This window comes from Mycobacterium sp. GA-1841 (assembly GCF_001954135.1).
GTDB lineage: Bacteria > Actinomycetota > Actinomycetes > Mycobacteriales > Mycobacteriaceae > Mycobacterium.
The window spans coordinates 77,086-90,893 of the sequence record NZ_MBEQ01000081.1; the positions used below are offsets into that span (position 1 = coordinate 77,086).

13 protein-coding genes are annotated in these 13,808 nt (G+C 65.5%); 12 read left to right on the top strand and 1 reads right to left on the bottom strand.

All coding sequences use genetic code 11. The features are described 5' to 3' along the window. Positions 1 to 41 precede the first annotated feature (41 nt). The 4 genes from uvrC to whiA all read left to right on the top strand — a co-directional run bounded on the left by uvrC (position 42) and on the right by whiA (position 5,175). Entirely contained in the window at positions 42 to 2,114 is a 2,073-nt protein-coding gene (uvrC, locus tag A5740_RS19635; protein WP_076196731.1) for an excinuclease ABC subunit UvrC, read from the top strand. A 37-nt stretch (positions 2,115 to 2,151) separates the two neighbouring features. Then, complete coding sequence (rapZ, locus tag A5740_RS19640) at positions 2,152 to 3,066, top strand: RNase adapter RapZ (RefSeq protein ID WP_076196733.1); 915 nt, start codon at positions 2,152 to 2,154, stop codon at positions 3,064 to 3,066. Positions 3,067 to 3,139: 73 nt separating this feature from the next. Continuing rightward, complete coding sequence (gene yvcK, locus A5740_RS19645) at positions 3,140 to 4,201, top strand: uridine diphosphate-N-acetylglucosamine-binding protein YvcK (protein WP_076196735.1); 1,062 nt, start codon at positions 3,140 to 3,142, stop codon at positions 4,199 to 4,201. Continuing rightward, positions 4,198 to 5,175 (top strand): DNA-binding protein WhiA, encoded by a 978-nt coding sequence (gene whiA, locus A5740_RS19650; protein ID WP_080596716.1) that lies wholly within the window; start codon positions 4,198 to 4,200, stop codon positions 5,173 to 5,175. The genes yvcK and whiA overlap by 4 nt, the downstream gene beginning before the upstream one ends. Positions 5,176 to 5,257: 82 nt before the next feature. Here the strand turns inward: whiA and A5740_RS19655 are convergent, their stop codons facing one another. Then, positions 5,258 to 5,785 (bottom strand): hypothetical protein, encoded by a 528-nt coding sequence (locus tag A5740_RS19655; RefSeq protein WP_083654274.1) that lies wholly within the window; start codon positions 5,783 to 5,785, stop codon positions 5,258 to 5,260. 94 nt (positions 5,786 to 5,879) lie between these two features. Here A5740_RS19655 and A5740_RS19660 point away from each other — a divergent pair, with 94 nt between their 5' ends. The 8 genes from A5740_RS19660 (at position 5,880) to secG (ending at position 13,763) form a co-directional block, all read left to right on the top strand. After that, positions 5,880 to 6,521 carry a TetR/AcrR family transcriptional regulator gene (locus tag A5740_RS19660; RefSeq protein WP_139335238.1) on the top strand — a complete coding sequence of 214 codons (642 nt, stop codon included), beginning with the start codon at positions 5,880 to 5,882 and terminating at the stop codon, positions 6,519 to 6,521. Positions 6,522 to 6,526: 5 nt separating this feature from the next. Continuing rightward, positions 6,527 to 7,471: a sterol desaturase family protein gene (locus tag A5740_RS19665; protein ID WP_076196739.1), complete on the top strand. Its 945-nt coding sequence runs from the start codon at positions 6,527 to 6,529 to the stop codon at positions 7,469 to 7,471. A gap of 63 nt (positions 7,472 to 7,534) precedes the next feature. After that, entirely contained in the window at positions 7,535 to 9,358 is a 1,824-nt protein-coding gene (locus A5740_RS19670; RefSeq protein ID WP_254849257.1) for an ABC transporter ATP-binding protein, read from the top strand. Beyond that, positions 9,355 to 10,347 (top strand): phospholipase D-like domain-containing protein, encoded by a 993-nt coding sequence (locus A5740_RS19675; RefSeq protein ID WP_076196741.1) that lies wholly within the window; start codon positions 9,355 to 9,357, stop codon positions 10,345 to 10,347. Before A5740_RS19670 ends, A5740_RS19675 begins: the two co-directional genes overlap by 4 nt. An 87-nt stretch (positions 10,348 to 10,434) precedes the next feature. Beyond that, positions 10,435 to 11,457 (top strand): type I glyceraldehyde-3-phosphate dehydrogenase, encoded by a 1,023-nt coding sequence (gap, locus tag A5740_RS19680; protein WP_076196743.1) that lies wholly within the window; start codon positions 10,435 to 10,437, stop codon positions 11,455 to 11,457. 5 nt (positions 11,458 to 11,462) lie between these two features. After that, positions 11,463 to 12,698, top strand: coding sequence for a phosphoglycerate kinase (gene pgk / locus A5740_RS19685; RefSeq protein ID WP_076196745.1), 1,236 nt, complete (start codon positions 11,463 to 11,465; stop codon positions 12,696 to 12,698). 3 nt (positions 12,699 to 12,701) lie between these two features. Further along, positions 12,702 to 13,487 carry a triose-phosphate isomerase gene (tpiA, locus tag A5740_RS19690; RefSeq protein ID WP_076196747.1) on the top strand — a complete coding sequence of 262 codons (786 nt, stop codon included), beginning with the start codon at positions 12,702 to 12,704 and terminating at the stop codon, positions 13,485 to 13,487. A gap of 42 nt (positions 13,488 to 13,529) precedes the next feature. Continuing rightward, on the top strand, positions 13,530 to 13,763 hold the full coding sequence (gene secG, locus A5740_RS19695) for a preprotein translocase subunit SecG (protein ID WP_067763712.1): 234 nt from the start codon (positions 13,530 to 13,532) through the stop codon (positions 13,761 to 13,763). Positions 13,764 to 13,808: the final 45 nt, after the last annotated feature.

Below are 13,808 nucleotides of genomic sequence, written 5' to 3' on the forward strand. Positions count from 1 at the left end.
GTAGCGGAGTTCAGTCGGATCGCGGCAGTAACCTGGAAACCGTGCCCGATCCAGCGACGTACCGGCCGGCGCCCGGATCGATCCCCGTGGAGCCTGGTGTGTATCGGTTCCGGGACCCGCACGGTCGGGTCATCTACGTCGGCAAAGCCAAGAGCCTGCGCAGCCGTCTGACGTCGTATTTCGCCGATATCGCGAGCCTGGCGCCGCGTACCCGCCAGATGGTGATGACGGCCGGCAGCGTCGAGTGGACGGTGGTCACCACCGAGGTCGAGGCGCTGCAGCTGGAGTACAACTGGATCAAGGAGTTCGATCCACGCTTCAACATCCGCTACCGCGATGACAAGACCTATCCGGTGTTGGCGGTCACACTCAACGAGGAGTATCCGCGGCTGATGGTGTACCGCGGGCCGCGGCGCAAAGGGGTGCGGTACTTCGGGCCGTATTCCCATGCCTGGGCGATTCGCGAGACGCTCGATCTGTTGACGCGGGTGTTTCCGGCCAGGACCTGCTCTGCGGGAGTGTTCAAGCGGCACAGGCAGATCGACCGCCCATGTCTGCTCGGCTACATCGACAAGTGCTCGGCGCCGTGCATCGGCCGGGTCAGTGCCGAGGAGCACCGGCGCATCGTGCTCGACTTCTGCGATTTCCTGGCGGGCAAGACCGACCGGTTGGCACGCGACATGGAACAGCAGATGACCGCGGCGGCCGAGGAGTTGGACTTCGAGCGGGCCGCCAGGCTTCGCGATGACATCGCCGCGCTCAAGCGCGCGCTGGAGAAGCAGGCCGTGGTGCTCGGCGACGGCACCGATGCCGATGTGGTGGCGTTCGCCGACGACGATCTTGAGGCGGCCGTGCAGGTGTTCCATGTGCGTGGCGGCCGGGTGCGGGGGCAGCGCGGCTGGATCGTCGAGAAGTCTTCCGAGCCGGCGACCACCCGTGATTCGGATCCCGAACAAGCCGGGCAGGAGCAGCTGGTCGAGCAGTTCCTCACCCAGTTCTACGGCGAGCAGGCCGAGCTCGGCGGTGCGGCCGACGAGGCCACCAATCCGGTGCCGCGGGAGGTCCTGGTGCCGGTGTTGCCGCCGAATACCGACGAGCTGGCGGCGTGGTTGTCGGGCCTGCGCGGTTCGCGGGTGAGCCTGCGGGTGCCCCTGCGCGGTGACAAGCGGACTTTGGCCGAGACCGTGCAGCGCAACGCGCGCGAGGCTCTGGCCCAACACAAGCTGAAGCGGGCCGGTGACTTCAACGCGAGATCTGAAGCACTGCAGAGCATTCAGGACAACCTGGGACTGGCCGACGCTCCGTTGCGGATCGAGTGTGTGGACATCAGCCATGTGCAGGGCACCGATGTGGTGGCCTCGCTGGTGGTGTTCGAGGACGGGCTGCCGCGCAAGTCGGATTACCGGCACTACGCGATCCGCGAGGCCGCTGGTGAAGGCCGCTCGGACGACGTCGCCTCGATCGCGGAGGTGACGCGCCGGCGATTCCTACGCCACGTGACCGACAGCCAACCCGACCCGAGTACCGAGCAGCGTCCGCGTCGCTTCGCCTATCCACCCAACTTGTTCGTGGTGGACGGCGGTGCGCCTCAGGTCAATGCGGCCGCGGCGGTGCTCGATGAGCTGGGCGTCACCGACGTCGCGGTGATCGGGTTGGCCAAGCGACTGGAAGAGGTGTGGGTTCCGTCAGAACCCGATCCGGTGATCTTCCCGCGCAACAGCGAGGGGTTGTATCTGTTGCAGCGGGTGCGCGACGAGGCACACCGGTTCGCGATCAGCTACCACCGCAGCAAACGATCCAAGCGGATGACGGCGTCGGCCCTGGATTCGGTACGTGGGTTGGGCGAGCAGCGACGCAAGGCGTTGGTGATGCACTTCGGCTCGGTGGCGCGGCTCAAGGAAGCCACGGTCGAGGAGATCACGGCGGTGCCGGGGATTGGTGTGGCGACGGCGAGGGCCGTCCTGGCGGCGCTCGGCGGCGAGCCGCCAAGTGTGCCGAGCGGCGAGCCGCCGGTTGAAAATGGTGATCGGCTAAGCGAGAACGGCGCCGGACTGGGCGATTCACAGGCGCTCGCAACGGATATCGAGGATGATCGACGCAGGGTGTCGGGATGACGGATGACGGGGATATGAGAAGCCAGGCGGATCGCGCATGAACGAACACCTGCGCGAGAGCGGGATTGTCGGTGGTGCAGACGCAGACTCGGATATCGACGTGGTGTTGGTCACGGGCCTGTCCGGAGCGGGCCGCGGCACCGCCGCCAAGGTGTTGGAAGACCTCGGCTGGTACGTCGCCGACAATCTGCCGCCGGAGCTGATCGCGCGCATGGTCGAGTTGGGCTTGGCGGCCGGATCCCGGATCACCCAGCTGGCCGTGGTGATGGATGTGCGCTCGCGTGGCTTCACCGGGGACCTGGACTGGGTGCGCAATGAGTTGGCAGCCCGGAGCATCACGCCCAGGGTGTTGTTCCTCGAGGCGTCCGACGACATCCTGGTGCGTCGCTATGAGCAGAACAGGCGGAGTCACCCGCTGCAGGGCACACAGACCCTGGCCGAGGGTATTGCCGCCGAGCGCGCGCTGCTGGCTCCGGTACGGGCGGCGGCCGATCTGGTGATCGACACCTCGGCGCTGCCGGTTCCGGCGCTGCGGGAGAGCATCGAGCGGGCGTTCGGCGGTGAGACCGTCTCCTACACGAACGTCACGGTGGAGTCTTTCGGCTATAAATACGGACTGCCGATGGACGCGGATACCGTGATGGATGTGCGGTTCTTACCGAACCCGCACTGGGTCGACGAATTACGACCGCACACGGGCCAACATGCGGATGTGCGCGACTACGTCCTCGGCCAACCGGGCGCCAGAGAATTTCTCGACACCTACCATCGTCTGTTGGACGTGGTGATCGCCGGATACCGCCGGGAGGGGAAGCGTTATATGACCGTCGCCATCGGGTGTACCGGCGGCAAACATCGCAGCGTGGCGATCGCCGAGGCGCTGGCGGAACGGTTGCAGGGCGGTGACGGGCTGACGGTGCACGTGTTGCATCGGGATCTGGGTCGCGAATGACCGCGCGCAGACGACCGCGCGCGAGGATCGCAGCGAGGGACGAGCGAGGACCGGAACGCGTGGGAGTCAAGCCATGACCGCCCGCATTGTCGCCCTCGGTGGAGGGCATGGGCTGTACGCCACGTTGTCGGCGGCCCGCAGGCTGAGTCCGCACGTGACGGCCGTGGTGACGGTTGCCGACGACGGCGGCTCGTCGGGGCGGCTGCGCAGCGAACTCGACGTCGTGCCGCCGGGTGACTTGCGAATGGCGTTGGCGGCGTTGGCCTCTGACAGTCCGCACGGCCGGCTGTGGGCCACCATCATCCAGCACCGGTTCGGTGGCAGCGGGGCATTGGCCGGTCACCCGATCGGCAATCTGATGTTGGCGGGTCTCAGCGAGGTACTGGCCGATCCGGTCGCCGCGCTCGACGAGCTGGGGCGCATCCTCGGGGTCAAGGGCCGGGTGTTGCCGATGTGCCCGATCGCGTTGCAGATCGAGGCCGATGTCGCGGGTCTGGAATCCGATCCCCGGATGAGCCGGGTGATCCGCGGTCAGGTGGCGATCGCCACCACGGTGGGCAAGGTACGTCGGGTCCGGCTCCTGCCGGGCGATCCGCCGGCCACCCGGCAGGCCGTGGAGGCCATCATGGGCGCCGATCTCGTGGTGCTCGGGCCCGGTTCATGGTTCACCAGTGTGATCCCACACGTCCTGGTGCCGCAGTTGGCGGCGGCGTTGCGCTCGACGACGGCGCGCCGTGCTCTCGTACTGAATCTCGCGGCAGAACCCGGCGAGACGGCAGGCTTCTCGGCAGAGCGCCACATTCATGTGCTGGCCCAGCATGCTCCCGATTTCAGCGTGCATGACATCATCGTCGATGCCAGCCGGGTGCCGAGCGACCGCGAACGGGAGCAACTCAGCCGCACCGCCAACATCCTCAACGCCCGCGTGGAGTTTGCTGACGTATCTCGACCTGGTACACCTTTACATGACCCGGCGAAATTGGCCGCAGTGCTGGAGGCCGTCCGGTTGCGCGCGTCGACACCAGGACGGGCCGTGCCAGAATCGACTGTTCCCACACCGGCTGCGAGGTCAGCCAATGTCGCACATCGGGAACCGGCGCCGAACACACCGAGAGGGGACAATCCGTGGCGATGACAGCCGAGGTGAAAGACGAGCTGAGCCGCCTCGTAGTCAACTCGGTGAGTGCGCGCCGTGCGGAGGTGGCCTCGCTGTTGCGCTTTGCCGGTGGTCTGCACATCGTCGCGGGCCGGGTGGTGGTGGAAGCCGAGGTAGATCTCGGGATCATCGCCCGACGCCTGCGCAAAGACATCTACGACCTGTACGGCTACAACGCCGTGGTGCATGTGCTGTCCGCCAGCGGTATCCGCAAGAACACCCGGTACGTGGTGCGGGTGGCCGCTGACGGGGAAGCGTTGGCCCGCCAGACCGGGCTGCTCGACCTCCGTGGCCGGCCGGTGCGCGGCCTGCCCGCCCAAGTGGTCGGCGGCAGCGTCGGCGATGCCGAGGCGGCGTGGCGCGGAGCGTTTCTCGCCCACGGCTCGTTGACCGAGCCGGGACGCTCGTCGGCGCTGGAGGTCAGTTGCCCCGGCCCGGAGGCGGCGTTGGCCCTCGTCGGTGCGGCCCGTCGGCTCGGGGTGAGCGCCAAGGCGCGTGAAGTCCGTGGCAGCGACCGGGTGGTGGTGCGCGACGGCGAGGCGATCGGGGCGTTGCTGACCCGGATGGGGGCCCAGGACACCCGGCTGACGTGGGAGGAACGGCGCATGCGCCGCGAGGTCCGCGCCACGGCCAATCGCCTGGCCAATTTCGACGATGCGAACCTGCGCCGGTCGGCGCGGGCCGCGGTGGCTGCGGCTGCCCGGGTGGAGCGTGCGTTGGACATCCTCGGTGACGGGGTGCCCGATCACCTCGCCGCGGCGGGCAAGCTGCGGGTCGAGCACCGGCAGGCCTCGCTGGAGGAGTTGGGCCGACTCGCGGATCCGCCGATGACGAAAGACGCTGTGGCCGGCCGGATTCGGCGCCTGCTCTCCATGGCCGATCGCAAGGCGAAGCAGGAGGGCTTGCCCGACACCGAGTCGGCAGTCACTCCGGACCTGCTTGACGACGCCTGAACGTCGTCACCTGCACTGTCACCGAAAACCACTGCTGGCGACGCCTTTTGGCTGAGTCAACGCGAAGTTACGTGACTTCAGCTCAGTTGTGCAGTGAGTAGCTGCGGTATTCGGGCTCCGGTGGGCCGAATTCGATGGCGTTGTCGTCGAGGCCGTTGGTGATGGTGATCCGGTTGTGGGCGAACTCGAAGCTGACCGGGACCATATCGCTGGCGAAGTCGGTTTCGCTTCGGCTCCATACCAGAAGTTCGACGGTGTGGAGCTTTTGTCCGTGAAGGGCTGCAAGCCGCAGACATGCGTCGTCTCGCCACGCCAGGGAGATGTCCTTCGGATCCTCGCCGTAGGTGATCGGTTCACGGGGGTCGATGCTGTTCCAGGTGATGGAAAGATCGTCGACTTTCTGGTGGGTGAGTTCCACCTGCTCGCCCTCGAAGTCCAGTAGGACAGGGCAGTCGGCTACCCACTCATCGTTGACGCGGTTCCATACGAGCCAGCTACGGGTGAGGCGGCGACCGATCAGTGCGTGCAATCGACGTCCGTGGGCGTGAGCAATCGCGTGCCGGCCGACGAGCCACTGCGGCTGATAGCCCGGGATCCCGAAGAAGGACACTCGCCGATTATCCCGATCGACCGCTGACGGGCCACCCATTATTTCGGATAACGGGCACTATCCGAAAATTCGGATAACGATTACTATCTGAAATATGGTCGACGATCGAAACGGTGATGAGGTGACGCCGGTGCGGCGGACGCGGGCAGAGAACCAGGCGCGGACCCGGGCGGCGCTCTTGGACGCGGCCGCCCAGACCTGTGCCCGCAAGGGTTACGCCGCGGCGTCGGTGGACGAGATCGCCGCGGCGGCGGGGTATTCGGTCGGCGCGGTGTATTCGAACTTCTCCAGCAAGGAGCAACTGTTCTCCGAGCTGATGAACCAACGTGCCTCCGGTCGGCTCGACCAGGTGGCGCAGACCATCTCCGAGAACGCCGACGAGCCACTGGCCGCGCTGGGGCGGGTACTCGTCGAGATCGCCGACAACGACATCGAGTTCGAAGCCATCCAGGCCGAGTTCTGGTTGCACGCGGTGCGCAATCCCGACGGCATGCAGATCTTGCAGGACCGGTCCGCCCGCACGCTGGCCTCACTGCGCGAGATCCTCGCCGAGGCGCTCGAGCGCAACAACGTCGACGACAGCGTCTCGTTGGACGGATTCACCGTCGTGGTCCTCGCGCTGTTTCAGGGGTTGATCCGGCAGCGGCGCATCGACCCGGCCAGGGTGCCCGAGGAACTGTTCGGCCAGGCACTGTCCTGGCAGTTGGCCGGTATGCCCAAGAAAGCCAAGGGGTAGTCGCGATGGATCCGTTGCGTATCGGGCTCTACGCCATGCCCGCCTTCTTCGTCCTGATGGCGGTCGAGTTCCTCAGTTACCACTTCGACAAAGACACGGACAAAGGCGGCGACTCCGCGCGGCCCCGGGCCGGCATCTCGTGGCGGGATACGGGTACAAACCTGTCGATCTACGCGCTGGGTTTCATCCTGCGGCCGTTGGACAAGTTCATCGCGGTACCGATGGTGGCGATCGCCGCTGCCGTGACACCACTGCACCTCTCGGCTTCGCACTGGTGGGTCTGGGTGATGGCCATCGTGCTGGCCGACCTGGCCTACTACCTGCAACACCGGATGTCGCACCGGATCCGGATGTTCTGGGCCGCCCACAACGTGCACCACTCGAGTCAGTACTTCAACCTGTCCACGGCCACGCGGTTGTCCTGGCTGATTCCCGGGTCATTTCTGTCCACGATCGGTTATGCGGGGTTGGCCCTCATCGGGATCCCGGCCTGGCTGGTCTTCCTGTCGCAGGCGATCGTTCTGCTCTATCAGTTCCCGATCCACACCGAGCGCATCGAGCGGTTGCCCCGCGCGATCGAGTATGTGTTCAACACCCCGTCGCACCACCGCGTGCATCACGGCGCCAACAACCCCTACCTCGACAAGAACTACGCCGGCATCTTCATCCTGTGGGACCGGATGTTCGGCACCTTCGTCGCTGAAGATGAGCCCGTCCGGTACGGCCTCACCAAGAACATCGACACCCACAACCCGATCAAGGTGAACTACCACGAGTTCGTGGCCATGGTCGGTGACGTCTCGTGCGCCCGGACCTGGCGCGGCCGTCTCGGCTATCTGTTCGGTCCGCCCGGATGGCGCGAAAATTCCGATACCGCAACGACTGTCGAGCACGACGTGCAGAACCTGATGGCTCCGGCCGCGGCAAGTTGGGGAAAGAGGTCTGCGTAGTTGCCGACACCTGCCGGGATGTCGCGATTGCGTCGCGCCTACGTCATCACGGCGTTGTAGGGTGTGGCGACAAACATCGACGTCAACACCGACATTGAGGCGGCGCTCACGATGAGACTGATTCTTGAGCTGATCCGCCCGTATCGGTTGCTGGTCGCCGGAATCTTTGCGGTGCTGCTGGTGCAGATCGCCACCGGGCTGGCCGCGCCGTGGCCGTTGAAGGTCGTGTTGGACAGCGTGGTCGGTCACCATCCGCTGCCGGGCTGGCTGCACGGTTTGCTGCAACCGTTGCTCGGCGGTGAAGGCAAGATGCACATCGCCGGTCTGGCCGCGATCATGGTGTTCGTCATCGCGATCGTCGCCGCGGTGGCCAGTTACGTGGCCAACTACCTGACCGAGACCGTCGGTCAGCGCATCGGCAACGACCTGCGTACCCGCGCCTACCACCACCTGCAGCAGTTGTCGCTGAACTATTTCGATACGCACCGGGTGGGGCCGATCCTGAGCACGCTCACCGATGATGTCGACACCATCCAGGGATTCGCATCGGCATCCACGCTGGGCATCGCGACCGACCTGCTGACCATCGTCGGCATGCTGGCCATGATGCTGTGGCTGCAGTGGGATTTCACGCTCATCGCGCTCGCGGTGGCGCCGCTGCTGCTGTTGTTCGTCTCGCGGATCCGCAAGGCGGTCAAGGCCGCGACGCATGAAGTGCGCAAGCGGGAATCCGACATTGTCGCGGTCGCCGAGGAGGGCCTGCAGTCGATCCGGGTGATCAAGGCGTTCGACCGCGAGGAGTTGCAGGAACGCCAACTGGCGGTCGTCGGTCAGCAGGCCGTGGATGCCGCACTCAATGCCCGGCGGGTGAAGTCGGTGGTGTCGCCGATCGTCGGCGTGGTGGTGGCCGCCTGTACCGCGGTGGTGTTGTGGCGCGGTTCGGCGCTGATCCTCGCCGGTGCGATGACGGCGGGCACGCTGACCGTGTTCATCTCGTATCTGGCGTCGTTCTTCAAGCCGGTGCAGGATCTGGCCAAACTGACCAACACCATCGCCATGGCCTCCGTCGGCGTGGACCGCGTCAACGCCCTGCTCACCGCCGAGACATCGGTTCAGGAGAAGCCCGACGCGGTCGAGCCTGAACAGCTCACCGGAGCGATCAGCTTCGAGCGGGTGGCGTTCAGTTACGACAGCGCGACGCCGGTGCTGCGCGACGTCACGTTCGACGTGCAGCCCGGTCAGTTGGTCGGTGTCGTCGGACATACCGGCAGCGGGAAATCCAGTCTGGTGAGCCTGATTCCACGGTTCTACGATCCGAGCGCAGGGACGGTCCGGATCGACGGGATCGACCTGCGCGACTACAAACTTCACGAACTTCGCAGTCAGATCGCCTATGTCCTGCAGGACACGGTGCTGTTCCGTGGCACCATCCGAGACAACATCGCCTTCGGCCGTCCTGACGCCGATCACGACGAGATCGTCGAGATGGCCAAACTGGCCAACGCCCACGAGTTCATCTCCGACATGCCCCTGGGCTACGACAGTCCGGTGGGTGAACGGGGACTGACCCTGTCCGGCGGTCAACGTCAACGCATCGGCATCGCCCGTGCCCTGATTCGCGACAGCCCCATTCTCATCCTCGACGAACCGACGGCGGCACTCGACGCCGAATCAGAACACCTGGTGATGTCGGCGTTGCAGCGACTGATGAACGGACGCACGGTCATCACGATCGCCCACCGGCTCAGCACAATTCGTGACGCGGACACGATCGTCGTGCTCGAGGAGGGCCGAGTGGTGGAGCAAGGGACGCACACCGAGCTCCTGACCGCAGGCGGCAGATACGCCGATTTGCACCGCATCCAATACGAGGACGAGACGACGTGAGCCGTTCACTGATCATCCTGCCCGACGACTCGGCGAAGCCCGTGATCGATGCGATCGCCGGGTCCACCCGCTCGGTGCGGATCAAGATGTTCGCCTTCAGTCACCGGCCGTTGCTCGACGCGGTGGTCGCCGCGCACCGGCGGGGCGTGGATGTCAAGGTCATGCTGAACCCGGAGCGGCGCGACGGCGAGACCGACAACGACACCGCGCGAGAGATGTTGCAGCGGTTCGGTATCCAGGTCATGCAGAGCAACCCCGCGTTCGACCTGACGCACGAGAAGTCGATGGTCGTCGACGACGAGTACGCCTTCGTCGAATCATTGAACTGGACCGACGAGAACTTCACGGTGACGCGCGATTACGCCGTGGTCACCCCCAGCGCCTACGAGGTCGCCGAGATCATCGACTGCTTCGAAGCGGATTGGGCGCGTCAGGATTTCGATCCGGGCGGCGGAGCCCACCTGATCTGGTGTCCGTCCAACGGCAGGCATCGCATCGCCGAGTTCATCGACCGCGCCGAGCACACCCTGTTCGTGCAGAACGAGCGCTATCAAGACCCGGTGATCATCGAGCGGCTCGTCCGTGCGGCACACCGCGGTGTCAAAGTGCATGTGATGGCCCGCGCACCCCACCACTTGAAAGCGGGGAAGCTTCTCGAAGGGGTCAGTGGGATGCGGATCCTCGACGATGTCGGTATCAAGCTCCACCGGCTCAAACACATGAAGCTGCACGCCAAGATGATCCTGGCCGATCATGAGCGAGCGATCGTCGGCTCGATCAACTTCTCCCCGGGCAGCTTCGATCATCGTCGTGAACTGGCCATCGAAGTGACCGATCACCACATCCTCAAACGGCTGAACGAGGTGGCCCACCACGACTGGAAACATTCCGCGCCGATGGACCTCTCAGACGACGGCCTGATCGCCGATCTCGTCGGTCAGGATCCGCACGAACTCGACCAACTGGCCCTACACGACCGCGAAATCTGATGCACTGACCGGACCGCGCGGCAAGGCTCTGACGCTACTAGGCTGGCTGCGGGCAGTTCAGTTAACGGCAACTGTAGGGAGAATCACGTGACGATCCGGGTAGGCGTTAACGGCTTCGGCCGCATCGGACGCAACTTCTACCGGGCCCTGGCGACGCAGCAGGCCGAGGGCAAGAACACTGACATCGAGATCGTGGCGGTCAACGATCTCACCGACAACGCCACCCTGGCTCACCTGTTGAAGTTCGATTCGATCCTCGGCCGCCTCCCGCAGGACGTCAGCCTCGAGGGCGAGGACACCATCGTCATCGGCGAGAAGAAGATCAAGGCGCTGGAAGTCAAAGAAGGTCCGGCGGCCCTGCCGTGGGGTGACCTCGGAGTCGACGTGGTCGTCGAGTCGACCGGCATCTTCACCAAGCGGGACAAGGCCCAGGGCCACTTGGACGCGGGCGCCAAGAAGGTCATCATCTCCGCGCCGGCCTCCGACGAGGACATCACCATCGTGCTGGGCGTCAACGACGACAAGTACGACGGCAGCCAGAACATCATCTCCAACGCATCCTGCACCACCAACTGCCTCGGTCCGCTGGCCAAGGTACTCAACGACAAGTTCGGCATCGTCAAGGGCCTGATGACCACCATCCACGCCTACACCCAGGACCAGAACCTGCAAGACGGACCGCATCGAGATCTGCGCCGTGCCCGCGCCGCCGCGCTGAACATCGTGCCGACGTCCACCGGTGCGGCCAAGGCCATCGGCCTGGTGCTGCCCGAACTCAAGGGCAAGCTCGACGGCTACGCCCTGCGGGTGCCGATCCCCACCGGGTCGGTCACCGACCTGACTGCCGAGCTGGCCAAGTCGGCGTCTGCCGACGAGATCAATGCCGCCATGAAGGCCGCCGCCGAGGGGCCGATGAAGGGAATCATGAAGTACTACGACGCGCCGATCGTGTCGAGCGACATCGTCACCGACCCGCACAGTTCGATCTTCGACTCGGGTCTGACGAAGGTCATCGACAACCAGGCCAAGGTCGTCTCCTGGTATGACAACGAATGGGGATATTCGAACCGCCTCGCCGATCTGGTCGCACTCGTAGGGAAGTCGCTCTAATACCAATGACTGTCAAGACACTCGCTGATCTGTTGGCCGAAGGTCCAGAAGGGGTTGCGGGACGAGGCGTACTCGTGCGCTCCGACCTGAACGTTCCCCTCGACGACGAGGGCAAGATCACTGACCTCGGCCGCATCATCGCCTCGGTCCCGACGCTCAAAGCGCTGGCCGAGGCCGGGGCCAAGGTCGTCGTCACCGCCCACCTGGGCCGCCCGAAGGGCGGTCCGGACCCCAAGTTCTCGCTGGCCCCGGTCGCCGCGGCGCTGGGCGACAAGCTCGGACGCCACGTGCAGCTGGCCGGCGACGTCGTCGGCACCGACGCGCTGGCCCGGGCCGAAGGCCTGACCGACGGTGACGTGCTGCTGCTGGAGAACATCCGCTTCGACGCGCGGGAGACCAGCAAGGACGATGCCGAGCGGTTGGCGCTGGCCAAGGCGCTGGCCGCCCTGGTCGAAGGTGCCGACGGGTCACCGGGTGCCTTCGTCTCCGACGGGTTCGGCGTGGTGCACCGCAAGCAGGCCTCGGTGTACGACGTGGCAACCCTGCTGCCGCATTACGCGGGCACGCTGGTGGACGCCGAAGTCAAGGTGCTCGAGCAGCTGACCAGCTCGACGCAGCGGCCCTACGCCGTGGTGCTGGGCGGGTCGAAGGTGTCCGACAAACTCGCGGTCATCGAGAACCTCGCCACCAAGGCCGACAGCCTGATTATCGGCGGCGGCATGTGCTTCACTTTCCTTGCTGCCCAAGGTGTTTCGGTTGGCACCTCGCTGCTGCAGGAAGAGATGATCGACACCTGCAAGGAGCTGCTCGACAAATACGCCGACGTCATCCACCTTCCCGTCGACATCGTGGTGGCCGACAAGTTCGCCGCGGACGCCGAACCGGAGACCGTGGCCTCCGACCGCATCCCCGACGGCAAGATGGGCCTGGACATCGGTCCGGAGTCGGTCAAGCGGTTCACCGCTCTGCTGTCCAACGCCAAGACGGTGTTCTGGAACGGCCCGATGGGCGTGTTCGAGTTCCCTGCGTTCTCGGCGGGTACCCGGGGTGTGGCCGAGGCGATCATCGGCGCCACTGCCAAGGGCGCGTTCAGCGTCGTCGGCGGCGGTGACTCGGCGGCCGCGGTGCGTCAGCTCGGACTGGCCGAGGACGGTTTCTCGCACATCTCGACCGGCGGCGGCGCGTCGCTGGAATACCTTGAGGGCAAGTCCCTGCCCGGCATCGAAATCCTGGAGTCCTGACATATGGCCCGTAAGCCACTTATCGCCGGCAACTGGAAGATGAACCTCAATCATTTCGAGGCCATCGCACTGGTACAGAAGATCGCATTCGCCTTGCCGGACAAGTACTTCGACAAGGTCGATGTGACCGTCATCCCGCCGTTCACCGACCTGCGCAGCGTGCAGACCCTGGTCGACGGTGACAAGCTGCGGCTGACCTATGGTGCCCAGGACCTGTCCAAGCACGATTCGGGTGCGTACACCGGTGAGATCAGTGGGGCGTTCCTGGCCAAGCTGGGCTGCAGCTTCGTGGTGGTGGGGCACTCCGAGCGACGCACATACCACGGGGAAACCGACGAGATCGTGGCCGCCAAGGCCGCCGCGGCGTTCAAGCACGGCATCACCCCGATCATCTGCATCGGCGAACAGCTCGAGGTGCGCGAGGCGGGCAACCACGTCGAATACAACGTGAACTCGCTGCGTGGGTCGCTGGCCGGGCTCACCAAGGAACAGATCGGCAAGGCCGTGATCGCCTACGAGCCCGTCTGGGCGATCGGCACCGGGCGGGTGGCCGGCGCCGCCGATGCCCAGGAGGTCTGCAAGGCGATCCGGGCGGAGCTGGGTAACCTGTCGTCCCCGGACCTCGCCGCGGGCGTGCGGGTGCTCTACGGCGGGTCGGTCAATGCCAAGAACGTCGGTGAGATCGTCGCTCAGGGCGATGTGGACGGGGCCCTGGTCGGTGGCGCCTCCCTGGACGGTGAGCAGTTCGCCACGCTCTCGGCGATCGCCGCGGGCGGGCCGCTGCCGTAACCCGCGGCGGGATACGGACGGTTCACCCGGTAGGCTTACGGCATGGAATTGGCCCTGCAGATCACCCTGGTCGTGACCAGTGTGCTGGTCGTGCTCCTGGTACTGCTGCACCGCGCAAAAGGCGGCGGTCTGTCCACCCTGTTCGGTGGCGGTGTGCAGTCCAGTTTGTCCGGCTCCACGGTGGTGGAGAAGAACCTCGACCGGCTGACCCTGTTCGTGACCGGCATCTGGCTGGTGTCGATCATCGGCGTGGCGCTGCTGATCAAGTACGGCTAGGCCGCGCCCCCAGACATACAAGGACGCCGCCCCGGTTCGAAACCA

Coding starts and splice junctions, on each gene's coding strand:
- A5740_RS19665 (WP_076196739.1), top strand. CDS start 6,527: ATGGATCCGTTGCGTATCGGGCTCTACGCCATGCCCGCCTTCTTCGTC.
- whiA (WP_080596716.1), top strand. CDS start 4,198: ATGACAGCCGAGGTGAAAGACGAGCTGAGCCGCCTCGTAGTCAACTCG.
- yvcK (WP_076196735.1), top strand. CDS start 3,140: ATGACCGCCCGCATTGTCGCCCTCGGTGGAGGGCATGGGCTGTACGCC.
- rapZ (WP_076196733.1), top strand. CDS start 2,152: ATGAACGAACACCTGCGCGAGAGCGGGATTGTCGGTGGTGCAGACGCA.
- pgk (WP_076196745.1), top strand. CDS start 11,463: ATGACTGTCAAGACACTCGCTGATCTGTTGGCCGAAGGTCCAGAAGGG.
- secG (WP_067763712.1), top strand. CDS start 13,530: ATGGAATTGGCCCTGCAGATCACCCTGGTCGTGACCAGTGTGCTGGTC.
- tpiA (WP_076196747.1), top strand. CDS start 12,702: ATGGCCCGTAAGCCACTTATCGCCGGCAACTGGAAGATGAACCTCAAT.
- A5740_RS19660 (WP_139335238.1), top strand. CDS start 5,880: ATGGTCGACGATCGAAACGGTGATGAGGTGACGCCGGTGCGGCGGACG.